Below are 22521 nucleotides of genomic sequence, written 5' to 3'. Positions count from 1 at the left end.
AGAGATAACAATGGAAGAAAAAATGTTGGACGACTTTGGAGAGGGGAGATGAAAATTCATAATTTCAGTTGGATTACACTGCCTAAAAGAGATTCATTGTAGTTTGACGTAAGGTTTTGCACTAAGTGGGAAGAGGTGGGATTAGTTAGAAATACGTGGTAATTTATTGTTTTTATGTACGATTTTTACCATTAAATGCGCGTTTTGTCAAAATATATTTTGACACCTAAAATTGCAAAAAAGAGTAAAAATCAGAAAAAAATGTGTTTTCATAGTAAAAATGGAAAAAGGCTTTGAAAGGTCTTTGAAAATGCTTTGAAGATTTTTTAAAAGTCTGTGAAAGTCCAGAAAACCGCCTTTGAAGACCCTTTAAAAAAAATTCGATAAATTGTGAAGTTCACTCCAAAATCAGCCAAAAATGACCCAAAAAGCAAAAAAGATTTCCATATATGCGTGGAAATCTCAAAAATAAGATAATAAAATATTATTTTATCAATATGTTATATTAATCTCTTAATGTAAAAAGATTTCCACTTTCATTTTTTCATATTAAAGGGGCATTAAGCCGTATCTTGTGTAGCTTCTAGATGTACTCTTTCAGCCTCTATTTGACGCTTTAAATGCAATTTTAGAAGAGGCAAAGTAAGCTCTATTTCTTCGCTATCGTTGATGTTTTGAACAAGCTCTTGCAGTTTTTTATAAAGTTCCGCCGCGAGTTCCGCTATATCTTCAGGGGGGAGTTTTATTTTAGCATCGCGATAGCTTGTATAAGCTATGCGACCAAGCTTTTTCATCAGTCCAGTAGGAATGGTAGGTGCTTTAAAACCTGCAGCTTTCGCTTTTGCCATGTCACTAAACATTTCACCTTCGCCCGTAACGAGCCAATCTAAGGATATTCCACAGCGATCTTTATATATTCGCAGTATAGATGCCGGGGGCTCTCGTAAACCCGTTTCATAATTACGCATAGTCGTTTCGGGAATATCAAAATGTTTAGCAAATTGCTTGCGCTCCGTGAAACCAAGGGTGTGTCTTATTTCACGCAATCGTTTTGCCAGTTCTGTTTGTGGTTCTTTTTCAGGGCGTGCCAAAAAAAATCACTCCAAATAACATTTGGGTATTTACAAAAGCCTATTTAGGCTATATACCTCTAATTACCGCCCGATATTGAGGGCATTTATTCTACATTTAACCCCACAAAAAACGGGTGTGGGAGCATCCGTTTGAAGCAGGAGCGAAACTTATGACTATCACACAAAAATGGGATCGCCATAGTATTTTAGCTGAGCTACGCCGCCGTAATATGACCTTGGCGGAGCTCGCGAAAGCATATCAACTATCGTCATCCAGTGTTCAACATATCTGGACACGGTCTAACGAGAAAGCCGAACGCGCTATTGCCGATTTTATTGGCTTGCCCGTCGAGCAAGTTTTTAGCGACCGCTACCCCAAAAGTCGCCGTCGCATTTTTAAAGCAGCAAAACATGCCAACACAGATTCGCGTGCGCATTCTGCTTTGCGCGGTAATGCTGCTTGAACTTCGTTGCACGGCTTTGCGTTTTTGCGCATTTGCCATGAATTTAAATACCATAAGATAAAAAGGTTTATCAATGTCTAAAGATCAATACGAAATGGGCAAGATAAATTGCAGAGAGTTGTGTCGTCAGGCAGCCGTTTGGATGGGTTGGTTTTGGCGATTAGGTGGTGGTCATATTGTTTTCATCGGGGATGTTTATGGTTGCTGCTTGTAATTTATGGACCCCAGATGTCAGAAGCGATATTGTTAATCCTTATTCAGAAGTTGAACGTTTACAGGTGATGCTTTCCTGTTCTTTAAAAGCCGTGAGTGGTGGATTTAGGCATTTGCCAATCCGGTATATTATTGACCCTCCGCATGGCTTATTTGATGCGATATTAGCACGGCAGATTGTTATCCATATCTTGCATTATCAGTTTGAGGTGCCGCGGCGGCGTATTGTTGCCATACAGGCACGGCAGCGGACTTCTATTTCTCTGTCACTGCAGGTGATTAACCGGCGGTTAATGGAACCAGTTTTTGCGAAAGCTTATCGAAGGTGGGTGGGGCGTGCGATGGATTTATTCTTTAAAGAGATCAGAAAGGCGGCGGCGTGATGGCACAGTTTCAAAAGCTTGCTCTTAATGTGATTGTGGTGCCGGAGCGTATACGCCCTGTGGATGATGAGCATGCCAAGGCACTTGCGCAATCGATGGCGCGGGAGGGATTGATGAATCCGATTACGGTGCGCCATACCCCCAATGCTAAAGAGGGCAATTATACGCTTATAGCTGGTGCGCATCGGCTTCGTGCTGCTGAGCTTTTGGGCTATAGTGACATTGATGCCGTTGTGGTGCAGGCTGATAAGGATAATGCTGCGCTTTTAGAAGTGGCGGAAAACCTCTTTCGTAATGAATTGTCTGTTATTGACCGTGCGCTTTTTGTCCAGACTTACCGCGAATTGTGGGAAAAGAAGTATGGGGAAATTAAGCGTGGTGGGGACGGTAGTAATCAACATAAAGTCAAAAAAGAGCAATTCGGTCAAGTTGCACCTTTGATCGGTGAGGATGCGCTGTTAGAGCAATTGGGTAATGTTTACCCTTTTGCTCAATATGTGGCGGACCGCATTGGTTTGTCTAAGGAGTCAATAAAACTCCTCAATCGCATCGCTCAGCATTTACAGCCTGAATTACGCTCTGTTTTGCGTGGCACGGCATTGGCGGATAATCAGGCGCAATTGTTAAAGTTGGCGAAGATGGAGCCAGTTGCGCAACAGCGGGTGGCGGTTGCTTTGCAACAGGTTGAGGGGGATTTACGCCGGGCTGTTGATTTGGTCAATGGCATTAATATAAGCCCACAAATTAATGAACAGGAACGGATTTTTGCTCAGTTGTTGGGTGTGTGGCAAAGGGCGGATGCGCAGACAAAGGCGCGGTTTTGTGCTTATTTGGAAAAGCAACCGGTGGAGGTGCGCTCATGAAGATGCATGGTCCCCAACAGTTTGATTTTTTCCAAAAGCCGGTTTTTCCTTGTCGTGAACCCGTTGTGCAGATTGATTTAGGGCGGTTTCGCTCACGCATTAAGCGGGCGATGGCGCGGGCTTTGCGTGAATGCCGGGTTGAGCGCAGTGTGATTGCGGAGCGTATGGCGCATTATTTAGGGATTGGGTGTTTAAGTAAGGCCAATTTGGATGCTTATATTGCGGAAAGTAAGCAGGTGGATATTTCCCTGCTGCGGTTTAAGGCATTTGTGCGGACGACAGAGGCATTTTGGCTCTGGGATGAGGTGGTGAGTGAAGATGGTTTATTGCTGTTGCAAGGGGATGAGGCGCGGTTAGCAGAAATTGCAAGGTTGCAGCAGGAACAGCGTGAGATTGCAGCGCGATTAAAAGCGATGCGTGCGGTTCCGGTTCGTATTAGACGGGGGCAGCCATGAAAGAGTGGTTTAGTATTGCTGAATTGGCTAAGGCGGCTTTGCCAGGATTGCCGAAAACATATAAAAGTCTTGAAAACCATGGACGGGCATATTGGAGAAAAAACTCTGAACTTTCGAGGAAAGTAGGAGGCAAAACCAAGCCGGTTTGGGAGTATCATGTTTCTTTATTACCAGAAGCTTCACGGGCAGCGTTGTTGGTGCGTGCTGGTGGGGTTTGTGTAGAAGAAAAGACAGCTCAAAATGTGCAAAAGGAAAGCATCTGGGTGCATTATGAGGGGCTTTCAAAGGCGCATAAAAGGCGCTGTGAAGAGCGTTTGAAGGCACTTTGTTATATGGAGGATTTGCTCCATGCCGGTATGGGTGTACATGATGCGGCAAGTTTGTGTGCGGTGCAGTTTGGTGTGAGCTGTAGGTCGCTTTTTCATTGGCGGCAGATGGTAGAAGGGTATGAGCGTCCTGATTGGTTGGCAGCGTTAGCGCCTTCCTATGGTGAGGAGAGTTGTGCACAATTTGCGCCATGTCATGAGGGGGCGTGGGAGGTTTTATGTTCGGATTATTTACGCCCCTCTCGTCCTGCTTTTTCGGCATGTTATCGGCGCATGGTGATGGTTGCGCAGGAGCGGGGCTGGGAGCCAATTCCTTCAGAGCGGGCTTTGCGGCGTCGTTTTAAGGCGCAAGTTTCCAAAGCGGTTGTGGTTTTAGCACGTGAGGGAGAAGAAAAGGCAAAAAAGCTTTATCCGGCACAACGGCGTGATCGCTCAAGCCTGCATGCACTGCAAGCGGTGAATATGGATGGGCATAAGCTGGATGTTTTTGTGAATGTTCCTTGGACAGAAAAGCCTGTGCGGCTTTATCTGATTGCCATTCAAGATCTTTATTCGGGTAAGATTTTATCGTGGCGCCTATCGGATGCTGAGACTTGGGAAATCGTGCGTTTGGTGATTGGGGATATGGTAGAGGCTTATGGGATACCGGAGCGTATGACTTTGGATAATGGGCGTGCTTTTACCAGCAAGTGGATTTCTGGAGGTGTGCAAAACCGTTTTCGCTTTAAGATTAAGCCGGATGATCCGCAGGGGCTTTTGACGAGTTTGGGGGTGCAATTGCAATGGACCACACCTTATAGCGGACAGTCTAAACCAATTGAGCGGGCATGGCGTGATCTGGCAGAAGCGATTTCCAAACATCCCTTTTGTGCGGGGGCTTATACGGGCAATAAACCGGATGCCAAGCCTGAAGATTATGGCAAGCGCGCGATAGGATTTGAAGCGTTTAAAGCCCATGTTGGTGCGCAAATTTGTGCACATAATGCGCAAGCAGGGCGCAAGGCGCTAACATGTGCGGGGCGCAGTTTTGATGAGACCTTTGCAGAAAGTTTGCAAGCCGAGGGGACGATTATTCGGCAAGCAACGGCAGCACAACGGGCTTTATGGCTTTTAACCTCTGAGGCGTTGCGTGCGCAAAAGGGTACGGGCGAGATACATTTTTATGGCAATCGTTATTGGACGCGGGCGTTGAATGAGCATGCGGGGAAAAAGGTGATTGTACGCTTTGATCCGGATAATTTGCATCAGGATTTACGGGTTTATGATTTGCATAATCAGTTGCTTTGTTTGGCACCATGCCTGGCGGATGTGGGCTTTTATGACCAGCATGCGGCGCGTCTCAATGGGCGTTTGCGTAAAGAGTATGTGAAGGCTGTGAGGGTAGAAAAACAGCTAGCGGCAAAGCTTGCGCCTGATCAATTGGCAGATGTTTATGGGCGCCTTGAGAAAAAGGATGAAGCGTTCAAATCGAAGCTTCCGATAAAGCCAAAAGTGAGCCGCTTGATGCCAAACAATGTTAGGAATTTAGCTTTGACAGCAGACGATGATGAGGTTTTGGGGGAAGAAGAATTTAGCACGCACTTGCATAAAGCTTTGAGAAAGCTTTCGGCGTCTGATGAGGGGCGTGAAGTGATAAAGTTTCCTAGAAAATAGGAAAAGAGAGGGGGGATTTACAAGAGTGCCTATAAGGGGGGCTGGTTGAGTATCGCGTACCAGCTTGAAGATTTAACAAAGAAAGGGGGGGGGAGAAATCTTATCCATTTCAATTTCTAAATCAATACGAAAATTTTCAGGTGCCTTTGCCCTGAGAGGTGAGGTGCGTGAAGTTAGCAAGTTCCCCGATGTGTGAGAAAGAGATGGGAATTTATAAGGGAACCGGTTAAGTATCGCGTACGGTTTTGGAGTAACCCAAAAACGGGTAGGTGGGAGCCTACCCATTCAATAAAATCTAAAATCAATACGGATCTAGATCAATACGAGAGGGAGATTATAGATGAAAAACGCGATAAACGCAACGGTCGATAAAAATCCTTGGGCGCGACCTAAAATCCAGCCCAGTGGGACAGCCCAAAACCGCAACAGTGATGACATTGTTTTATGGAATGAGCTTGTGGATGCGGTAAGAGCTTTGGGGCAAATGAATGATTGGTCGAAAGCGGAAGTGGCGCGGCGCATTGGCATGCCGGATGGGACGTTTTCGCAATGGTATGCGGGCAGTTATGCGGGGCAATTGGGTAAGCAAAATGCAAAAGTTCAACAATGGGTTGAGGTTTTAAAGGAAACGGCGGGGTTTTTGGAAAAGATCCCAGAAAAACCAGCCTTTCAGAGGAATCGAATTGCTAGTGAGATTATTGATACTTTAACACTGGCACAAAGTACGGGGGATATGGTGATGATTACGCTTGATGCGGGCAGTGGCAAGACCGAAACTTGCCGCCATTACCGCGCAACCCGCCCGCATGTTTATCTGGTGACAGCAAGTCCGCATACGCGCAGTGTTCACGGTATTTTGAATGATATGGCAGCAGAATTAGAAGTGGTGGAATATAATCCCACCCGCTTAACGCGTGCGATTGGTAAGAAATTAGAGCGCGTGGGCAGTGGCACGTTGTTGATCGTTGATGAGGCGCAAAATTTAACGGATGAGGCGATTAATCAGTTGCGCCATTTTGTTGATATCAACGGTACAGGTTTGGCTTTGGTTGGCAATGATGAGATCTCGGGGCGGTTGGTTCATCGTCAAAATGGTCCCTCTTATGCGCAAATTAAAAGCCGATTGGCCATGCATCTGAAGCGTCGCAAGCCCTATAGTGAGGATATTGCAGCGCGCATTCATGATTGGGGGATTGAAGATGTTGGTGCGATAAAGTTTTTGACAGGGATTGGTTTGAAAGCTGGCGCTTTGCGGCAAATTGACAAAACCATGATGTTGGCACGCATGGCAGCGCTTGGAGATGGGTGTGAAGTGACCCTGAAACATGTCAAAGCGGCATGGAAAAATCGTGACGTGGAGGAATTGGCATGATCCCTTTATGCGACAAAGAATTATCCAATACACTTGTTGGTCTTTATGACGATTATCAACGGGGTTTTGACATTGGAGAGCCGCTTAAATTGTGTGTGGATTTAGCGTTATCGCTTGAATTGGAATTGAGTGTTCACCGTTTGGGGGAAGCGGATGCGGTTTTGGAAGCTGAAGTTGCAGAAGTTTTGGCTGAGTGTGAAGGTTCTGATCGAGATGAAGATAAGACCAATCGTGTGATTTATATGGATTTTGGAGGCGGGAAATGATGGAACGGAACCCTTATATGGTGAGAGATTGCTTGGTTGCTTTGCGCTCTGCTTTGTTAAAACATGAACTGGATGGGATTTTTTTGAGTGCGAAAGATGTTCGAGAATTGAATGATTATTTACGCCGTTTGGCGGGCTATAACCACATTTTGGGGCATGAACTTTTGCGGTGTCGTTGGCAAATAAAGGCGGGGTACACGCCTTCTTCAGGGGATGTTGTGCCATTTCGTCGGTTTCAAAAAACACAGGAGGAGGTTGGTGATGAATCCACAAATTGAACTTGAAGGAACGCATTATATGAAGGATGCGAAAGGGGCTTTGGTGCCGGTAAGCTTGATCCGCCCTGCGGATTTGTTAGAAGATGAAACGGTGCGCAAAATTATGGGTTTTGCGAAAGAATTATCGGCAAGGATTGCGCGTTTTAACAACCATACGATTGCAGATTTGAGTGATTTTGATAGCTTGCTTGCACAAGAATATGGTGTGGAGCGGCGTGGCAAAAAGGGCAATTGTACTTACACAAGCTTTGATGGTTTGCAGCGCATTAAGGTGCAAGTTCAGGAAAGTTTTGATTTTGGACCGCAATTGCAAATTGCCAAAAGCCTTCTTGATGAATGTTTGAATGAATGGTCTGCAGATGCGCGCCCTGAAATCCGTGCGATTATTACGCGTGCTTTTAATACGGATAAGGAAGGCAAGGTAAATCGGGGGGAAATCTTTATGCTGTTGCGTTTGGATATTGATGATCCACGCTGGAAGCAAGCTATGCGGGCGATCCGTGAAGCCATTCGTGTGACGACATCTAAGGAATATGTGCGTTTTTATGAGCGTGAAACATTAGAAAGCGCTTGGCGTGCTGTGACCATTGATCTGGCGAAGACGTGAGGGGGTAACATGTCTTTAGCTGTCCTTCATATGGGAAAACGCGCGTTAGGTCTTGATGATGAGACCTATCGCGCGCTGCTCTATCGCCTGACGGGGAAGCAATCGGCGAAGGATTTGAACTATTCAGAAAAGCGCTTGGTCGTCGCTGAAATGAAAGCGTGTGGTTTTAAGCCGAATGTGAAGCGTTTAGAGGGCAAATATGCTAAGAAGCTACAGGCGCTCTGGATAGCTGGGTGGAATCTTGGCATTATTCGTGATCGTTCAGATAAAGCGTTGCTTGCCTTTGTGAAGAGACAGACAGGCGTTGATCATGTTCGTTTTTTACGCGATAGCGATGATGCATGCAGAGCTATTGAGGCGTTGAAAGGTTGGTTGCAGCGTGAGGGTGGGGTTGACTGGAAAGGGAAAAAGATTCAAGATTCATGGCAGAAAATGCCAGGATATTTGATTTTGCGTGCCCAATGGAAGCGTTTAAATCCGGATGCTGTGTTTGATCCAGTGTTTGACCTTGGGGCTTTTCATCAAAGTGTTATGGCGTTAAGTGGTAAAACTTTGGGCGAGATGAATGGGGGCGATTTTAGAGAAGTGATGAATGTTTGGGGGCGGAAAATCCGAAAAGGTGTTAAAAGCGAGGGGTAAGCATGCATGTACGAGGAAGTCTATAGCGATTTTCCTGCCTTATTGCGTGAAATAGCCGATATTGCGGGCAGTGAGGCGGCATGGAATATGATGCGTGCTTTTGGCGGACGAGAAGTTTATATACCTGGGCGTCTTGAGAATGCGGATTGGTTGATTGAAATTGTTGGGTTTGAAGAGGCGCAGCAACTCATCAACCATTTTTGTTTTAATGGTTCTGGTGTGCGCCTTCTTATCCCCCTTGGTAGAGATGCTGAACGGCGGCAAAAAATGGTGCAAGCGTTGCAAAAAGGCTGGTCGGTGGATGCTGCAGCAGCTGTTTCTGGTATGCATGTGCGTACAGCCTATCGCTTGAAGAAGAAAATTTCTTCAAAAGAGCCACAAGGTTTATTATTCCCAGAGTTTTATTGAGTATTGAGAGTTTTGACTGACAGTGTCAGGCTTATATTGGGGGAGTGAGACCCGATAAACTGCGGATGGATTTTATTCATTCATTGGTTTGTTATGATTTCAATAGACGCTTCTTTTCTTCATTGCCTTGCGCCTAAACTGACGCATCATGCGCGGCAAGATTTTATTATTGTTGAAATGGCACGAGCGTTGCCTGAAGCTTTGTCTTATGGGGCGATCACGACACGTTTGCGTGTTGCGCATTTTTTAAGCCAATGTGCGCATGAAAGTGATGGCTTTTTTACCGTTTGTGAATATGCCTCAGGGCGTGCTTATGAGGGACGAGGAGATTTAGGCAATGTTAGGCTTGGGGATGGGGTGCGCTTTAAAGGGCGTGGTTTAATCCAATTAACGGGGCGCAAGAATTATCGCTGTTTTACGCAGTTTTGGCGCTCAGTTGATGAACACGCTGTTGATTGTGAAGCTTTTCCGCAAGTGGTAGAGACATTTCCAGCAGCGCTTTGGTCTGCCATTTGGTTTTGGCAGATGAGAGGTTTGAATAAGCTAGCAGATCAGGATGATGTCGTGAGGATTACCAAGGCGATTAATGGCGGCAAGAATGGGCTTTCTCAACGTTTGACCTATTTAAACCGTGCCAAAAAGCTTTTGGGACTTGGAGGCGAGGTGAAGGCATGAAGCCGTCTTATCGTGGTTCTAGGCTCTATTTATGGTGGTCCTTTTGGTTTGCTTGGGGGGTTATTTTTTTGCTCATTTGTGGTGGTTTGTGGGGCGTGCCTGGCATTGTTGATATGGCGGGCATTTCTATTCCTTCGATGGTAGCGATACTTGTTGGCAATTTGGGGGTGCATCGTGGTTTTGGTTCGTTGGATTTTTCCAATAGGAAACATTCCCATAAGCGGCAGAGCAGCTCCTATAATAGCGGGGAGATAGCGCCGTGGGAGAATAAGCGCAATGTTTAGCCCCGTTTCAAAACTGTCTTTTGGGTTGCTTGTTTTGGTCAGTGTGATGTTAGCGGCTTTTGGCTTTATGAAAGCGCAAGTTTTAAAGGCGGAAAGAGCGCGAGATCTCTATTGGCAGCTTGAAATTGCCAAAGCTTCGGCACGCGCAAAGCTTGCGCAGGAGCAACAGAGGCAAATAGCACGGGAAGCCGAACAGCAAGCGCAAGGGGTGATTTCGGCTTTGGAACAAAAGTTTGTGAAAATGGAGGAAGCAAATGGGACATTGCCCGTTACTGGGCCGGTTACTGGCTGTGGCATTGGGGTTGAGCGTGTGCGCTTGCTCAACACGCAAGCCCGCAAATAGCCTTTCTTCTCATTTTTTATCGGTTGAATTGCCGGCCCTCGTGCAAAGTGCATGTGCCCGCCCAGTTTTACTGCCAGAGCGTGCTTTGAACGCGCGAGAAGTGGTGCACTATTGGGGGCGTGATCGTGCTGCTTTATTGATTTGCGAACAGCGCAGAGGAGCTGCTGTCAAAGCAATTTTAGGCAAGGGGGAGGGGATTTTCAAGTGAATTTGGATATCAGTGTTGCGAATGGCTGGTTGTCTTTGCTGTTATCGATTGTTGCGATTTCTGGTGTTTTGAAAGCTTATTTTTCTTCTGGCACGAGGGAAATGCTGAAAGACCTTGTTGCGCTTAAAGAGCGTGTACAAAAGTTAGAAACGGAGATGGACATTTTACCTGATCGTGATGCGCTGCAAAGATTGGAAGTGAATATGGAGCGCTTGAATGGTCGTCTCAACATGCTTTCTGCGCAATTGCAACCAGTGGCGGCGATAGGTGAGCGCTTGCAAGAGTTTTTACTGGAGAATGCCAAGAAATGAAAGCAGATATGGATAAAATTATCCGTGAAGAAGCGCGGTTGATTATTTTAAAAGGTCTTACTTGTGAGCGCAGCGAAACCTTATCGAGTGCAATGATTGAGCGGCTTTTATACAGTTATGGCATCAGGCGTGATCGCGATTTTGTGCATAATGAACTGGTTTTTATGGAAGATCAAGGTGCTGTCACCTTAAAACAGATGGGTTCAGTTTTTCTTGCGGCGTTAACAGAACGGGGAGCGCGTCATTTAGACCGGAGCTTTTCCATTGAGGGGATTAAGCGTCCCAAACGTTCATCAATAAAAGACGAGGTAAAAGATGCGCAAGGGCGGGCGTGGACGGTTAACGGCGATTGATTTATTGCCGCGGGGGGCGTGTGATCAAATCATTGCTGCGGCTGCTGAGGCTTTAAATGGGCGTGAGAAGACACAAATGGCTATTTATGGTGAGTTTAAAGCGGCTTTGAAGGCTTTAAAAAAGAAACGGGTTTAAGCTTTTCTATTCCCTCTTTTTCGAGTTTTAATCGTTATTCTTTGCGTTTAGCGGTTATGTTACGGCGCTTAGAACAGACAAGAGAAATTGCGGCAAGCCTCTCACAACGCTTTGATGCCAAAGCTTCTGACAATATTACTCTGTTGACGGCTGCGGCGATTAAAGAACTAATTTTTTCGACGTTAAGCAGTGGAAAAAAACTTTCGCCAAAAGCGGCGCAAGAATTGGCCAATGCGCTTAAAGGGGTTTTGGCGGCTGAACATTTGTCGACCACGAGGCGGCAAAAGTTGGAAAAGGATTTTACCAACAAAGCAAGCAAAGCGGTTGATGTGGCAGCGGCAGCGGCGGGGCTCTCAAAAGAGCGCGCGCGTGCTATTCGTGCGCAGGTGTTGGGGGTTAAAAATGGCTGAACAGCCCCTCTCAAAAAGTCCTGTCTTTGATCATCAAAGTGGTTTTGATATTTGGCAGGAAAGCGCTTTTCCAAAAGAGCAAGATCCTCTTGCTGAAGGCATTTTGATGGCGCATCAACGGGCATGGATTGAAGATAAGTCGCCGTTAAAATTGGTTGAAAAGGGGCGGCGGACCGGCATTACTTTTGCGGAAGCTTTGGATGATACCCTTATTGCTGCAGCGACGCGTGAAGCTGGTGGCGATAATGTTTTTTACATTGGTGATACCAAAGAAAAGGGGCGTGAATTTATTGGTTATGTGAGCAATTTTGCCAGGGCACTTACCAGCCACAGTGGGGATGTGGAGGAATTTTTATTTTCTGATCAAAAGGAAGATGGGTCGACAAAATATATCTCTGCATATCGGGTGCGTTTTGCTTCAGGATTTCGCATTGAGGCGCTTTCGAGCCGCCCTGAAAATATCCGTGGTCTACAGGGTATTGTGGTGATTGACGAGGCGGCGTTTCACCAAGATGTGCGCTCTGTTTTGGATGCGGTGAATGCTTTGTTGATTTGGGGAGGCAAGATCCGTGTGATCTCCACCCATAACGGTGTTTTAAACCCTTTCAATGAATTGATCGGTGAGGCGCGCGCAGGCAAAGTGCCTTTTTCGATGCATTGTTACCCCTTTGGTATAGCGGTTAAAAATGGCTTGTTTAAACGGGTTTGTGCCATGAAAGGAGAGGTGTGGAGTTTAGCATCTGAACAACAATGGGAAGAGCAAATCCGTGCCTCTTATGGGGTGCGTTTGGCTGCTATGCGGCAAGAATTGGATGCGATACCGGCAGATCAAGAAGGGGCGGCTTTAACACGCTTACAGATTGAAAATTGTTGTGCGCCTGATATTGCGGTGTTGCGTTTTGCTTGTGTGGATGATTTTAAAAATCAATCGGATTATCAACGAAGTCAAGCTGCTTTTAATTGGTGTGAGGGGCGCCTAAAGCCTCTGCATATTGGGCTTGACCGACGACGCCAACATGTTTTTGGCGTTGATTTTGCTAGATCAGGCGATGCGACATCCATTGTGGTGATGGAAGTGGGACAAGATTTGGTGCGCCGTGTCCGGTTTATGGTGGAATTGCGCAATATGCCGTTTGACCAACAAAGAGAGATTTTATTTTATGGAGTGAATGGCTTGCCGCGTTTGTTGGGGGGCGCTTTGGATGCACGGGGCAATGGGGCTTATTTAGCAGAAAAAGCAGCGCAGCGTTATGGGGCGTGTGTAAAGGAAGTACAATTATCGCAAAGTTGGTATGGCAAGGAGATGCCGGCTTATTTAGAAGCCTTTGGGGATGGGTCGATTGTTTTGCCGCGCGATAGTGACATTGTTGCCGATCATCAAGCGCTTGCGTATGTCAATGGCATTGTGAAAATTTCAGACAATCATCGTTTTAAAGGCAGTGATGGTTTTATGCGCCATGGGGATAGTGCTATTGCTTGCGCTTTGGCTTATTTTGCCAGCCGCCAAACTCCTGAAATTTATGATTATACACCTGTAAGAGAGAGGTATAGTTTTGAGGAAAGCCCGCTCTTTTCAACCCCTTTTTTTTCAACAATGCGATCAAAGATTTATTGATGGGATGATGAGATGGTAAAACTTTTAGATCAGTGGGGCAGGGCGCTTCATATCAAAGGGCTAGAGCGGGAGGTGGCAGCGCCTAGCATTGGTGGTGTTCGTGATGTGTGGTCACAAACTATTGTCAGTGGTCTCACACCTGCCCAACTTGCCGATATTTTACAACAGGCAGCACGGGGGCATCCAGAGCAGTTTTTCCAACTTGCCGATGATATGGAAGAGCGTGATTTGCATTATCGTGCTGTGCTTGGCATGCGTAAAAATGCTCTCACGGGGTGGAGCCTGGAGTGATTGCAGCAAGCAACAGTGCGTTGGATAAAAAGATTGCGGATGCGGTGCGCGAAATGATTAGTGCACCTACTTTTGTTGATGATTATGTGACAGATTTGTTAGATGCTTTGGGAAAAGGCTATGCGATTGTTGAAACCTTGTGGGACAAAAGTGCCAAGGAATGGTGGCCTGTTGCTTGGAAATGGCGTGACCAGCGATTTTTTCAATTGGACCGGCGGGATGGTTTTCATTTGCGTTTAAAAGAAGAGGGCTCTCACTATGGTATTGAGTTGCCTGCTTATAAATTTTCCATTCATCGCCCAAAGTTAAAAAGTGGTTTGCCTATCCGCACGGGGCTTGCACGGCTTGCGGCTTGGGCATTTTTGTTTAAGTCTTATACCTTAAAAGATTGGATGGCGTTCTTAGAAGTTTACGGCATGCCGTTGCGTGTGGGGAAATATGGTGCGAGCTCTTCTCATGAGGAACGGCGTGTTCTCATTCAAGCGGTGCGTGATTTATCCAGTGATGCGGCAGCGATTATTCCTAAAGAGATGGAGATTGAATTTATTGAAGCGGCAGGGGGCAGTGGCAATGCGGTTTTTGCCGCAAAGGCTGAATATTTAGATCGGCAGATCTCAAAGGGTGTGTTGGGACAAACGATGACGACGGATGATGGTTCGTCCTTTTCGCAAGCGCGCATTCATGAAAATGTGCGTCATGATATTGCCAGAGCTGATGCACGGCAATTGGCGTTGACGGCCAATCGTGATTTGATTGTGCCGTTTGTTGAGATTAATTTTGGGCGCCAAGAGCGCCCCCCCTTGTTTATTGGCCGATTTCGGAAAATGAAGATATTAAAGCGATTAGTGATGCTTTGCAAAAACTCGTGCCCTTGGGTTTGCGTGTTGGGGCGCAAGAAGTGCGCAATAAGATTGGCTTTTCGCAACCAAAAAAGGAAGAAGATGTTTTAAAGGCTCCTGAGAATGCGCCTGATGATGAGAGGGGACAAGAGGATGGTGAGGGTAAACAAAAGGCGAGTTTTTGTGCTGATTGTGGGGGTGCTTTTGATGTTTCTGTGACAAGAGAGAGCAAGGGTGGAAAAAAGCAGGGTGGGAAATATCACGACGAATTGGACCGACTTTCTGAAGAAGCTTTAAGTGACTGGGAAGAGGACTTAGAACCCCTTTTAAAGCCTTTTAAAAAGCTTGTGAGAGAAGCAAAAAGTTATGAGGATATCCTAAAAGGCTTGGATGAATTGCTTGGTAAAATGGATCATCACGCATTAGCAGCACGCTTGGCAAAAGTACAAATGATTGCACGTGGGCTTGGGTATCATGGATGAGGAACTTTTTAAAACCGCCCCTAAAGAGGTCACCCGTTATTTTGAAGCCAAGGCACTTGTTCCAAGCTTTGATTGGCGTGATGTGGCACCAGAAGAACATGCTTTTTCCTTTACGGTGGCAAAATCGGTGGGCTATGACATTTTGGAGGATTTTAAGCGAGCGGTTGGAGAGGCAATAAAACATCAAGTTCCTTTTCAAGAATTTCAAAAAAATCTGATGCCAATTTTACAGGAAAAGGGCTGGTGGGGGAAAAAGACCAGCATTGACCCGAAAACGGGTGAAAAGAGTGTGGTGCAATTGGGCAGTCCGCGGCGTTTAGAAACGGTCTATTGGGCCAATACCATGAGTGCGCATGCGGCAGGTGAGTGGGAGCGCACACAAAATAATAAAGAATTTTTGCCCTATCTCACCTATGCTTTGTCGAGTTCAGAACATAAGCGTTTAGAGCATGAAAGTTGGGTGGGGTTTACCGCACCCGTTGATGATCCGGTTTGGGATTGGCTTTATCCGCCCAATGGCTGGCGGTGTAAATGCAGTGTGCGGCAGGTAAGCCGTTATGAAGCAGACAATTTAGGCTATGAAGAGGGGGCAGAGCCACCCCATGTGGAGGAGCGGGTTTGGCACAATAAACGGACGGGGCGGGTTGAGAAGATACCAAAGGGGATTGATCCTGGTTGGCATTCTAATCCTGGGAAACATCGGGCGCAAAATTTAAATCATTTTTTGAGTGATAAAATTTCTGTGATGGGGGACAATGACAAGCGCATTGCCATTGAAGATATTGTGGGCTCTCCACTTTTGGAAGCCATGTTTGAAGGACGTATGCCTCGCGGGTTTATACCCATTGCACCTATACCACAAAAGGTGCGTGATGCTTTTACAACAGAAAGTTCTCTTATTCGCTTATCCTCAGACAGCGTAAAACATATTGTATTAGAGCATCAAGCACGCGCTCTTCATTTGAGTGATTTTCGAGGCGCCATTCAAACACTCATCCGCCCCCATGGCGTTATCAGACGCAAAGATACGCAGGGTGTTATGTTTTTGGGTGAAAGTGGTGGGGCATGGTGGCGCTTTGTGGTCAAATGGGTAGTAAGCAAACAAGAATGGTGGTTGACCTCCATGCATAAAAAGAGCTTTCGCGAAATTCAACGTTTGTTAAACGCGGCTGAAAAAAAGGGCGAGAGGTTGTTGTAAAGAAAACAACAGTAACGGAAAAGAGGCTAGGAAAATGGGAAGGCGTGGAGGGCGGTCAATTCCTCGCAGATCCGGTAAAACGTCCTGGTATAACTGGCTCACGCCTCGTGGATAGAAGTAACAGTTTAAAAACAATCTTAAAAAAAACGGCTTGAGAGAGGCTTTTTGTATTAAGGCGATATTTGTACCTTAAGATCTCTAACGGCGCTCTATCGCCTTTGAAGTGCCTTTGAAAACGATTTTATAAGAGGGTTTGGCAGGAGGTTTTCTCTCACAAGTTATAAGAGGGGAAAAGAGTGCTTTGAAAGTGCTTTTTTTAAAGATGTGCCTTTTTGACTGACAGTGTCAGACTTATAAGGTGAATGGGTTTCATGCATTGTATTGCCAATGACAATTGTAAAGCAATAGGCAATGATGGAACAGGAATTTCACGAAAATGGTGAAGAGGGAAATACCGAGACATTTCATGCTGCGTTAATAGATCTTTGCCAAGACATCTCGCTTAAGCAAGCGCCTGAGTGGGTCGAGCTTTTGCCCAAGGTGCCATATGTGAAAGCGCGTGATGGACGGGAATGGCATTATAACCCGCAAACCATTTTAAAAGCTTTTGCAGCCAATAAAGGACCGCTTATGATTGATTATGAGCATGGGCAACATCACCGTGCGAGAAATGGTTTAGAAGCGCCTGCCAGTGGCTGGATTGAAGAATTAGCAGAGCGTGATGGTTCTGCTGGTTATGTTATTCCTTTTAAAATGAATTAATCGAGCCTTAAAATGAACAGACCTTTTCCCATTGATCCAACACTCACCGCCATAGCTATTGGTTATCGCAATCCAGCAGGTTCTCTTATTGGCGATAAAGTTTTGCCATGCGTTCCTGTTTTAAGTGAGGTGTTTAAATATAGTGAATTTCCCTTAGCAGAAAATTTTACCGTGCCTGAACTTGAGATTGGGCGAAAAGGGCACCCAAATGTGGTGGAATTTTCTGCCTTTGAACGGGAAGCCAGTGTCAAAGATTACGGACTTGATGATTTGATTCCCAATTCAGATATTGAAGCAGCGGCACGCGCCAGGGCAGAGCGACGCTCTCGCTATAATCCGGAAAAGACAGCTGTAGAGGGGCTTGCCAATTTGCTAGAACTGGGGCGTGAAGTGCGTGTTGCAGCCCTTGTGCAAAGAAGTGAAAATTACGCACCAGAGCGCGTGATAACGCTCAAAGGTGAGAATAAATTTAGCGATTATGAAAAATCTGATCCTTATGCCACTTTAGATGAGGCGATGGATAAAGCTCTCGTCTATACGCCCAACACCATTGTGATGGGTAAAGTTGTTTGGTCAAAACTCAAACGTCATCCCAAAATCATTAAAGCCGTTAAAGGGGGGGGCACTGCTGATGGTTTTGTCACCAAGGCGCAATTTGCGGATCTGATGGAAATACACCCCGATCGTTTACTCATTGGTGAATCGCAAGTGAATTTGGCACGCAAAGGGCGTTCGGCACAATTGGCACGTGTTTGGGGTAATAAGATTGCACTGCTTTATATTGATCCCACCAAACAACAGGCGGATGGATCGGTGATCAGTTGGGGCTTTAGCGCCCAATTGGGTGAACGTTTGTCTGGAGTGATCAATGATCCAGATATCGGCTTATCAGGCGGTAAACGGGTGCGTGTGGGTGAACGCGTGTGTGAATTGGTGGCAGCCAAAGATGCCGGCGTTTTGTTGCAAGATGTTGTCTGAGGGAAACTTTGAAACATGGCTTATGCAAGCAAAACATTGATTGAAGAGCTCTGGGGTGATGACTTCTTGGACGATTTATGCGGGATGGATGAGAATTCTGATCCAGTTTTTTCAGAGCAAGCCATTGCCCGCGCGCTCGAACAGGGAAGCGGTGAGATTGATGTGCATTTGTCTCATCGTTACAAGGTACCGATTGCCGGAAAACCAACAGCTCTGGGTATGATCTGTGTCAATATTGCTGTTTATAATTTAGCCATACGCCATACGGCACTGACCACGACCATTGAAGATCGCTACAAACAGGCGGTTGATTTACTAAAACGCATTGCAGAAGGCAAAGCGGGTTTAGGCATAGATGAACCTAAAATTATGAGCGAAGATGGTCCCGTTAAGGATGGGGCTTTTTTCCATGCCAAGCCGCGTTTGATGGGAAGGTAACATGTCTGTTTCAACCCATATTGAGATTAAAGAGACGGGGCTTGAAGCGGCTTTATCCTTTTTACAAAAGGGAGCTGAGAGCTCGATGGGGACTTTGGCACAAGGGGTTGGGCGCCTCATTCAAGAGAGCACAAGGCGGCGGATTCAAAGCGAAAAAACGTCTGCCCAAGGAGAGAAGTGGAAAAACAATTATGCTCGCACCTCCATTCTTTTTGCCAGTGGGGCGCTTTCACACTCCATTGATATGAAAGCTTCACCAGAACAGGTGATTGTGGGCTCTGGCTTGGTTTATGCGCGTATTCACCAATTGGGTGGGACTATTCGCCCGAAAAATGCTAGCACCCTTCGTTTTCGTCTGGCAAGCGGCAAAGCACAGCACTTTGTTTGTGTGCATCAAGTGACCATGCCCGCGCGCCCTTATTTGGGGCTTTCAGAGTGCAATAAAGTAGAAATTGTCAAAGCGGCAGAGGATTGGCTGGGAAAGGTCTTTTCATGAGTCAAGCTGTTGAAAGTCAGGGGCGCATTAATGCGTTTCGTGAAGCGGTGATAAGGAGCCTTAAAAGGGCTTTACCGGATGTGCGTGATTGCAGCTGTCAATTTGGGCGTTTTAATTTAGAAGAGCTTGAAACTCAGATGTTTGTGGCTCCAGCCATACGCGTTGCGGTGTTAGAAAGCCGTTTGAGTCCTGTAGCAAGTGGGCAGCAGAGTGCTGATCTTCATTTAGGGGCTTTTATTATCACTACGGGTAAAGAGCGTGATGTTCAAAGTTGGCTTTTGGCAGAAGCCATTGCGGTGCTTTGTCATAGCGGGCAATTATGGGGATTAACGCATTTAAGTAGCCCGCGTGAGGTGCAAATTGAACCGATTATTTCGGCGGCGATTAAGCAGCAGGGTGTATCGATTAGTGTGGTGGAATGGCACCAAGATTTGCATCAGTTGGGACAGGATATTTTTTGTGATGAGGGAAAGAGTCAACTCAAAGCAGGGTTGCTCTCTTTAGACAATGAGGTGGGGGCATGAATGATGCGCATCTTTTGAGTGATACCTTGCGGCAAATGATGAAGCGGCTTGATGCGCTTGAACGTTGTCTTGCCAACCAGCACATGATTGGGCGGGTTGCAGAAGTTGATGGCCATAGGGTGCGGGTGAAACTTTCCGCACAAGGTGTTAATGGACAAGCGGTTTTATCGCCTTGGCTACAAGCGCAAGAAGCTGCTGGTACTGTTTCAAGCAATATGCCCTTAAACATTGGTGATCCTGTGCGGTTGTTAAACCCACATGGCGAAATTGGTTCTGCTTCTCTGGTGGTGCGCGATAGTTATAGTGAGGATGCGCCTAATCCCGCGCGCTCTTTCCAAGAATTTGCTCTGTGTTATGCCGGTGGCGCTTTGCGCATCACGAAGGATGAACTCATTCTCTCCCATGGGGAAAACCAAATCCATTTGAGCGCACAAGGTTTGGTGCTTTCTCATCAATCAACCCGTGTTGCATTAACGGGCAGTGTGCACATTCAAGCAGAAGATTTGCAGCACAATCAAAAATCTGTTGGCGCAAGCCATGTTCACGGTGGGGTCAAAATGGGTCCCTCCACAACCTCTAGCCCCCTTTAAAGGAGTTTATCATGCGTGAGAACAGTTATATTATTTTAACCAATGCCGATTTTGTTGCAGGCAAGCGTTCACCGGGCAAAGGTGAGGAAATTCGTTTAAGTGAAGAAGCGGCAAAATATCCGTTGCTTCTTGGTCAGATTGCTGAAAAACCAGCACCTGTTGTTTCTGCACCCCCAACTGTTTCTCCTGCCAAGACAACGAAGGGTGCTTAAAGCATGCGGTGTGGGATGAGCGAAAAGGATGGCTCTCTTTTATATGGTTGGGACCATTGTCAACAGTCTATTCGTAAATGTCTGACGACAAGAATTGGGACACGGGTTTTGCGTCGTCATTATGGGTGTAATGTTGGAGCTTACCAAGATGCCAATGCCGATCCTGCGACGATGATGCAGCTTTATCAAGAAATCGTGCAAGCGCTCGATGATCCAGAGTATGGAGAGCCTGGGTTTTCGTTGCAGAGGATTGATCTGACAAAAGCAACGCGTGAAGGCACATTCCATTTTGTTTTAACGGGTGTTTTTTATCCCGATGGGCATTTGGGTGATTGGTCACATAGAGAAGCAATGAGCATCAATTTAGAGGTTGGTCATGACAGACTCTGAACCTTTACCCATTCCACAATTTCCTTTGCCACAACTCCCTCTGCCACAAATTATTGAAGAGCTTTCTGTTGAAGCAATTTTAGAGCAAAAGATCACGCGTTTAACTGAGCTTTTTGCCGCGCATCACATACCTTATAATGTGGAAAAGACCGCTTATGATCCGGTAGTCATTCAATTGCAAGCAGCCGCTTATGAAGAGTTGCTGTTGCGCCAGCGGATGAATGAAGTGGCGCGGGATAATTTACTGGAATTTGCGCGTGGAACAAGTTTAGATCATTTGGGAGATTTCCATGGTGTCAGGCGCCTTTTGGATGAAGATGATGCGCGTTTTCGTCGCCGCATTCGCTTGGAGAGACAAGGACATTCCACAGGCGGCACAGCGCCACGCATTCAATATTTTGCTCTCTCAAGTGATATCCATGTCAAAGATGCTTTTGTTTATCGTGAGGGTAAAAGCCCGCTTATTCATGTTGCGCTTTTTCGTGACAGCCCCTCAGGGGTGGCTGATGAGGCTTTGATCGCCAAGGTACAAGCTGCCCTTGATGAAAAACACGTTAAAATGACCAATGACCACATCCTTGTGAAAAGCGCGGTACAGCGAATGATTAATGTTTCTGCTGATTTTTGGTTGTTACCAGATGAAGGCTCCTTTGTTTTGGAAAGAGCGGAGCAGAATTTAAGAGCAGAATGGGCGCGTGCGCAAAGGCTTGGGCGTGATCTGTCTTTAAGTTGGATACTAAGCCGCTTGATGGTTGAGGGCGTTCACCATGTGAACATAACGCAACCTTGTGAGGATATTTTGGTCGCACCGGATGAAGCGGTCGCACTAGGGGATATCACCTTGTCTCAACGGGGGTATGCTTATTGATGGCTTCCTCACTTTTGCCTGCAAATTCGAGCTTGTTTGAACGCTGTTTGGCAGAAGCAATGGCTTTTGACCCTCACGTTAAAACTACACTCGAAGAAATTTCCCGCGCGAAATTTATTACGCATCCGCCTTCTTGGTTACCTTCTTTAATAGACGAATATGGCTTACAAGAATTAAGTCGTTATTTCTCTAACCCTTATGATTTGATTGATCAAGGTCTTGCCTGGCAGCGGATACGTGGCTCTCTTGCGGCAATAGAGATGGGGCTTGAGTGGCTCGGGGTTACAGCACGCTTTCAACCCGCCTGGACGGGGCGGGTATGGTGGAATTCCTTTCAACTTGATTTTGACAGCCTTCCTGAACGCAAAAGCCTTGAAGCCATTGAAGCGATTACCGACCTTTCCAAAAGTTTGCGCTCTGATTTTCGCCGTGGTGTTTATGGTTATGATGTGCAAGCCATGGAAGGCAATATGTCACGCCTTGATGACAGCATGTTGGAGTATGAAAGCGGTGTGTGCATAACAGCAGGGGGCACTTTGTTTTCCTTTGGGCGCACGACAGAAATCAATCACGTTCTCACAAAAGAAGAAGGCAGGCTTATTGGCAATTGGATAGATGATGGGGATGAAGAGTTAAGCTGGGACCAAATCGATTACCCATGGGACATGGCAAATTTTCCGTGGTGTTCGGTTAAAAAACATGAACGCGATATGTTGATGGCAGAGTGGTTTCATGGCCGCACGCTTTATCTCGTGTTAAGAGACAGCCAAGATGGCGTGATTGGGTATCGCAGATGCTATGCTGTAGCGCCTGTCGAACAGGCTTTGGAGGGTGTGTACAGCCATTGTGGTAACAGATTTAACCCTTCCACAACAGGCACTCTGTTGTTTCTGGCAGCCCGTACAGACTTTCACGATGTTGACCGGAAACAAGCAGCATTTGTTTCCATTCTCGTTCATGCATCTGTGGCAAAAGATATCCCCCTTGATATCCCCCTGGGCAAACTTTGGTGTGACGCCAATGAACTGCGTGGGGGTGTGGAGATCCTCAAAACAGCTGTCAACATTCCTTTGCGTGCCGATGTTCGCGAACAATTCAAAATTTTATTGAGGTTTTAA

The 22521-nt window shown here is 46.3% G+C and carries 29 protein-coding genes and 3 pseudogenes; 31 read left to right on the top strand and 1 reads right to left on the bottom strand.

Annotation, left to right across the window (positions count from 1 at the left end; all coding sequences use genetic code 11):
- Positions 1 to 560 precede the first annotated feature (560 nt).
- A complete protein-coding gene (locus tag QHG54_RS02280; RefSeq protein WP_406604371.1) occupies positions 561 to 1091 on the bottom strand; it encodes a helix-turn-helix domain-containing protein in 531 nt (176 codons plus the stop codon).
- A 152-nt stretch (positions 1092 to 1243) separates the two neighbouring features.
- Between QHG54_RS02280 and QHG54_RS02275 the strand changes: the two genes are divergently transcribed.
- The 31 genes and pseudogenes from QHG54_RS02275 to QHG54_RS02125 all read left to right on the top strand — a co-directional run bounded on the left by QHG54_RS02275 (position 1244) and on the right by QHG54_RS02125 (position 22521).
- Entirely contained in the window at positions 1244 to 1537 is a 294-nt protein-coding gene (locus QHG54_RS02275; protein ID WP_317992574.1) for a helix-turn-helix transcriptional regulator, read from the top strand.
- A 197-nt stretch (positions 1538 to 1734) separates the two neighbouring features.
- Positions 1735 to 2133, top strand: a complete 399-nt coding sequence (locus QHG54_RS02270; RefSeq protein ID WP_406604370.1) for a hypothetical protein — start codon at positions 1735 to 1737, stop codon at positions 2131 to 2133.
- A complete protein-coding gene (locus tag QHG54_RS02265; RefSeq protein WP_406604369.1) occupies positions 2133 to 2996 on the top strand; it encodes a ParB/RepB/Spo0J family partition protein in 864 nt (287 codons plus the stop codon). The genes QHG54_RS02270 and QHG54_RS02265 overlap by 1 nt, the downstream gene beginning before the upstream one ends.
- Positions 2993 to 3451: a hypothetical protein gene (locus tag QHG54_RS02260; protein ID WP_406604368.1), complete on the top strand. Its 459-nt coding sequence runs from the start codon at positions 2993 to 2995 to the stop codon at positions 3449 to 3451. The genes QHG54_RS02265 and QHG54_RS02260 overlap by 4 nt, the downstream gene beginning before the upstream one ends.
- Complete coding sequence (locus QHG54_RS02255) at positions 3448 to 5430, top strand: transposase domain-containing protein (protein ID WP_406604367.1); 1983 nt, start codon at positions 3448 to 3450, stop codon at positions 5428 to 5430. The genes QHG54_RS02260 and QHG54_RS02255 overlap by 4 nt, the downstream gene beginning before the upstream one ends.
- 340 nt (positions 5431 to 5770) lie before the next feature.
- Positions 5771 to 6802, top strand: coding sequence for an AAA family ATPase (locus QHG54_RS02250; protein WP_406604366.1), 1032 nt, complete (start codon positions 5771 to 5773; stop codon positions 6800 to 6802).
- Entirely contained in the window at positions 6799 to 7068 is a 270-nt protein-coding gene (locus QHG54_RS02245; protein ID WP_317993164.1) for a hypothetical protein, read from the top strand. Before QHG54_RS02250 ends, QHG54_RS02245 begins: the two co-directional genes overlap by 4 nt.
- The gene (locus QHG54_RS02240; protein ID WP_406604526.1) at positions 7068 to 7346 is read left to right on the top strand and encodes a hypothetical protein; all 279 of its coding nucleotides are present in this window, start codon (positions 7068 to 7070) and stop codon (positions 7344 to 7346) included. The genes QHG54_RS02245 and QHG54_RS02240 overlap by 1 nt, the downstream gene beginning before the upstream one ends.
- On the top strand, positions 7330 to 7953 hold the full coding sequence (locus QHG54_RS02235; RefSeq protein ID WP_317993165.1) for a DUF3164 family protein: 624 nt from the start codon (positions 7330 to 7332) through the stop codon (positions 7951 to 7953). Before QHG54_RS02240 ends, QHG54_RS02235 begins: the two co-directional genes overlap by 17 nt.
- 9 nt (positions 7954 to 7962) lie before the next feature.
- Positions 7963 to 8592, top strand: a complete 630-nt coding sequence (locus QHG54_RS02230; RefSeq protein WP_317993166.1) for a regulatory protein GemA — start codon at positions 7963 to 7965, stop codon at positions 8590 to 8592.
- Positions 8593 to 8598: 6 nt separating this feature from the next.
- On the top strand, positions 8599 to 9000 hold the full coding sequence (locus QHG54_RS02225) for a helix-turn-helix domain-containing protein (protein WP_406604365.1): 402 nt from the start codon (positions 8599 to 8601) through the stop codon (positions 8998 to 9000).
- Between the two features lie 93 nt (positions 9001 to 9093).
- Positions 9094 to 9675, top strand: a complete 582-nt coding sequence (locus QHG54_RS02220; RefSeq protein ID WP_317993168.1) for a peptidoglycan-binding protein — start codon at positions 9094 to 9096, stop codon at positions 9673 to 9675.
- Positions 9672 to 9959 carry a hypothetical protein gene (locus tag QHG54_RS02215; RefSeq protein ID WP_406604364.1) on the top strand — a complete coding sequence of 96 codons (288 nt, stop codon included), beginning with the start codon at positions 9672 to 9674 and terminating at the stop codon, positions 9957 to 9959. The genes QHG54_RS02220 and QHG54_RS02215 overlap by 4 nt, the downstream gene beginning before the upstream one ends.
- Positions 9952 to 10302: a hypothetical protein gene (locus QHG54_RS02210; protein ID WP_317993170.1), complete on the top strand. Its 351-nt coding sequence runs from the start codon at positions 9952 to 9954 to the stop codon at positions 10300 to 10302. Before QHG54_RS02215 ends, QHG54_RS02210 begins: the two co-directional genes overlap by 8 nt.
- Entirely contained in the window at positions 10268 to 10510 is a 243-nt protein-coding gene (locus QHG54_RS02205) for a hypothetical protein (protein ID WP_317993171.1), read from the top strand. Before QHG54_RS02210 ends, QHG54_RS02205 begins: the two co-directional genes overlap by 35 nt.
- Positions 10507 to 10821 (top strand): DUF2730 family protein, encoded by a 315-nt coding sequence (locus QHG54_RS02200; RefSeq protein WP_317993172.1) that lies wholly within the window; start codon positions 10507 to 10509, stop codon positions 10819 to 10821. The genes QHG54_RS02205 and QHG54_RS02200 overlap by 4 nt, the downstream gene beginning before the upstream one ends.
- On the top strand, positions 10818 to 11174 hold the full coding sequence (locus QHG54_RS02195; protein ID WP_317993173.1) for a hypothetical protein: 357 nt from the start codon (positions 10818 to 10820) through the stop codon (positions 11172 to 11174). Before QHG54_RS02200 ends, QHG54_RS02195 begins: the two co-directional genes overlap by 4 nt.
- A pseudogene (locus tag QHG54_RS02190) lies at positions 11137 to 11720 on the top strand (phage protein Gp27 family protein). The gene QHG54_RS02195 and the pseudogene QHG54_RS02190 overlap by 38 nt, the downstream one beginning before the upstream one ends.
- Positions 11713 to 13335: a hypothetical protein gene (locus tag QHG54_RS02185; protein ID WP_406604363.1), complete on the top strand. Its 1623-nt coding sequence runs from the start codon at positions 11713 to 11715 to the stop codon at positions 13333 to 13335. Before QHG54_RS02190 ends, QHG54_RS02185 begins: the two are co-directional and overlap by 8 nt.
- Before the next feature lie 12 nt (positions 13336 to 13347).
- Positions 13348 to 14947, top strand: a pseudogene (locus tag QHG54_RS02180) (DUF935 domain-containing protein).
- Positions 14940 to 16145: a phage minor head protein gene (locus QHG54_RS02175; RefSeq protein WP_406604362.1), complete on the top strand. Its 1206-nt coding sequence runs from the start codon at positions 14940 to 14942 to the stop codon at positions 16143 to 16145. Before QHG54_RS02180 ends, QHG54_RS02175 begins: the two are co-directional and overlap by 8 nt.
- A gap of 414 nt (positions 16146 to 16559) precedes the next feature.
- A pseudogene (locus QHG54_RS02170) lies at positions 16560 to 16874 on the top strand (phage protease); the annotation flags it as partial.
- 45 nt (positions 16875 to 16919) lie between these two features.
- Entirely contained in the window at positions 16920 to 17885 is a 966-nt protein-coding gene (locus tag QHG54_RS02165; protein WP_317993175.1) for a capsid protein, read from the top strand.
- Positions 17886 to 17900: 15 nt separating this feature from the next.
- Complete coding sequence (locus QHG54_RS02160; protein WP_317993176.1) at positions 17901 to 18323, top strand: DUF1320 domain-containing protein; 423 nt, start codon at positions 17901 to 17903, stop codon at positions 18321 to 18323.
- Between the two features lies 1 nt (position 18324).
- Positions 18325 to 18819: a phage virion morphogenesis protein gene (locus tag QHG54_RS02155; RefSeq protein WP_406604361.1), complete on the top strand. Its 495-nt coding sequence runs from the start codon at positions 18325 to 18327 to the stop codon at positions 18817 to 18819.
- Positions 18816 to 19343: a hypothetical protein gene (locus QHG54_RS02150; RefSeq protein WP_317993178.1), complete on the top strand. Its 528-nt coding sequence runs from the start codon at positions 18816 to 18818 to the stop codon at positions 19341 to 19343. The genes QHG54_RS02155 and QHG54_RS02150 overlap by 4 nt, the downstream gene beginning before the upstream one ends.
- On the top strand, positions 19340 to 19933 hold the full coding sequence (locus QHG54_RS02145) for a baseplate assembly protein (RefSeq protein ID WP_317993179.1): 594 nt from the start codon (positions 19340 to 19342) through the stop codon (positions 19931 to 19933). The genes QHG54_RS02150 and QHG54_RS02145 overlap by 4 nt, the downstream gene beginning before the upstream one ends.
- A gap of 11 nt (positions 19934 to 19944) precedes the next feature.
- Positions 19945 to 20145, top strand: a complete 201-nt coding sequence (locus tag QHG54_RS02140) for a hypothetical protein (RefSeq protein ID WP_317993180.1) — start codon at positions 19945 to 19947, stop codon at positions 20143 to 20145.
- Positions 20146 to 20148: 3 nt separating this feature from the next.
- Positions 20149 to 20535: a GPW/gp25 family protein gene (locus tag QHG54_RS02135; RefSeq protein ID WP_317993181.1), complete on the top strand. Its 387-nt coding sequence runs from the start codon at positions 20149 to 20151 to the stop codon at positions 20533 to 20535.
- On the top strand, positions 20522 to 21403 hold the full coding sequence (locus tag QHG54_RS02130) for a baseplate J/gp47 family protein (protein ID WP_406604360.1): 882 nt from the start codon (positions 20522 to 20524) through the stop codon (positions 21401 to 21403). Before QHG54_RS02135 ends, QHG54_RS02130 begins: the two co-directional genes overlap by 14 nt.
- Positions 21403 to 22521 carry a phage tail protein gene (locus QHG54_RS02125; protein ID WP_406604359.1) on the top strand — a complete coding sequence of 373 codons (1119 nt, stop codon included), beginning with the start codon at positions 21403 to 21405 and terminating at the stop codon, positions 22519 to 22521. Before QHG54_RS02130 ends, QHG54_RS02125 begins: the two co-directional genes overlap by 1 nt.

The sequence above is a fragment of the Bartonella gliris genome, assembly GCF_045277155.1.
In the GTDB taxonomy this organism is placed as follows: domain Bacteria; phylum Pseudomonadota; class Alphaproteobacteria; order Rhizobiales; family Rhizobiaceae; genus Bartonella; species Bartonella gliris.
Note: the sequence above shows the minus strand (reverse complement) of the source record. Positions and strands in the feature narration are given on the sequence as shown.

What these genes read in the sequence shown, in the direction of transcription:
- QHG54_RS02275 (WP_317992574.1), top strand. Translation starts at nt 1,244, where the DNA reads ATGACTATCACACAAAAATGGGATCGCCATAGTATTTTAGCTGAGCTA.
- QHG54_RS02270 (WP_406604370.1), top strand. Translation starts at nt 1,735, where the DNA reads ATGGTTGCTGCTTGTAATTTATGGACCCCAGATGTCAGAAGCGATATT.
- QHG54_RS02265 (WP_406604369.1), top strand. Translation starts at nt 2,133, where the DNA reads ATGGCACAGTTTCAAAAGCTTGCTCTTAATGTGATTGTGGTGCCGGAG.
- QHG54_RS02260 (WP_406604368.1), top strand. Translation starts at nt 2,993, where the DNA reads ATGAAGATGCATGGTCCCCAACAGTTTGATTTTTTCCAAAAGCCGGTT.
- QHG54_RS02255 (WP_406604367.1), top strand. Translation starts at nt 3,448, where the DNA reads ATGAAAGAGTGGTTTAGTATTGCTGAATTGGCTAAGGCGGCTTTGCCA.
- QHG54_RS02250 (WP_406604366.1), top strand. Translation starts at nt 5,771, where the DNA reads ATGAAAAACGCGATAAACGCAACGGTCGATAAAAATCCTTGGGCGCGA.
- QHG54_RS02245 (WP_317993164.1), top strand. Translation starts at nt 6,799, where the DNA reads ATGATCCCTTTATGCGACAAAGAATTATCCAATACACTTGTTGGTCTT.
- QHG54_RS02240 (WP_406604526.1), top strand. Translation starts at nt 7,068, where the DNA reads ATGGAACGGAACCCTTATATGGTGAGAGATTGCTTGGTTGCTTTGCGC.
- QHG54_RS02235 (WP_317993165.1), top strand. Translation starts at nt 7,330, where the DNA reads ATGAATCCACAAATTGAACTTGAAGGAACGCATTATATGAAGGATGCG.
- QHG54_RS02230 (WP_317993166.1), top strand. Translation starts at nt 7,963, where the DNA reads ATGTCTTTAGCTGTCCTTCATATGGGAAAACGCGCGTTAGGTCTTGAT.
- QHG54_RS02225 (WP_406604365.1), top strand. Translation starts at nt 8,599, where the DNA reads ATGTACGAGGAAGTCTATAGCGATTTTCCTGCCTTATTGCGTGAAATA.
- QHG54_RS02220 (WP_317993168.1), top strand. Translation starts at nt 9,094, where the DNA reads ATGATTTCAATAGACGCTTCTTTTCTTCATTGCCTTGCGCCTAAACTG.
- QHG54_RS02215 (WP_406604364.1), top strand. Translation starts at nt 9,672, where the DNA reads ATGAAGCCGTCTTATCGTGGTTCTAGGCTCTATTTATGGTGGTCCTTT.
- QHG54_RS02210 (WP_317993170.1), top strand. Translation starts at nt 9,952, where the DNA reads ATGTTTAGCCCCGTTTCAAAACTGTCTTTTGGGTTGCTTGTTTTGGTC.
- QHG54_RS02195 (WP_317993173.1), top strand. Translation starts at nt 10,818, where the DNA reads ATGAAAGCAGATATGGATAAAATTATCCGTGAAGAAGCGCGGTTGATT.
- QHG54_RS02185 (WP_406604363.1), top strand. Translation starts at nt 11,713, where the DNA reads ATGGCTGAACAGCCCCTCTCAAAAAGTCCTGTCTTTGATCATCAAAGT.
- QHG54_RS02175 (WP_406604362.1), top strand. Translation starts at nt 14,940, where the DNA reads ATGGATGAGGAACTTTTTAAAACCGCCCCTAAAGAGGTCACCCGTTAT.
- QHG54_RS02165 (WP_317993175.1), top strand. Translation starts at nt 16,920, where the DNA reads ATGAACAGACCTTTTCCCATTGATCCAACACTCACCGCCATAGCTATT.
- QHG54_RS02160 (WP_317993176.1), top strand. Translation starts at nt 17,901, where the DNA reads ATGGCTTATGCAAGCAAAACATTGATTGAAGAGCTCTGGGGTGATGAC.
- QHG54_RS02155 (WP_406604361.1), top strand. Translation starts at nt 18,325, where the DNA reads ATGTCTGTTTCAACCCATATTGAGATTAAAGAGACGGGGCTTGAAGCG.
- QHG54_RS02150 (WP_317993178.1), top strand. Translation starts at nt 18,816, where the DNA reads ATGAGTCAAGCTGTTGAAAGTCAGGGGCGCATTAATGCGTTTCGTGAA.
- QHG54_RS02145 (WP_317993179.1), top strand. Translation starts at nt 19,340, where the DNA reads ATGAATGATGCGCATCTTTTGAGTGATACCTTGCGGCAAATGATGAAG.
- QHG54_RS02140 (WP_317993180.1), top strand. Translation starts at nt 19,945, where the DNA reads ATGCGTGAGAACAGTTATATTATTTTAACCAATGCCGATTTTGTTGCA.
- QHG54_RS02135 (WP_317993181.1), top strand. Translation starts at nt 20,149, where the DNA reads ATGCGGTGTGGGATGAGCGAAAAGGATGGCTCTCTTTTATATGGTTGG.
- QHG54_RS02130 (WP_406604360.1), top strand. Translation starts at nt 20,522, where the DNA reads ATGACAGACTCTGAACCTTTACCCATTCCACAATTTCCTTTGCCACAA.
- QHG54_RS02125 (WP_406604359.1), top strand. Translation starts at nt 21,403, where the DNA reads ATGGCTTCCTCACTTTTGCCTGCAAATTCGAGCTTGTTTGAACGCTGT.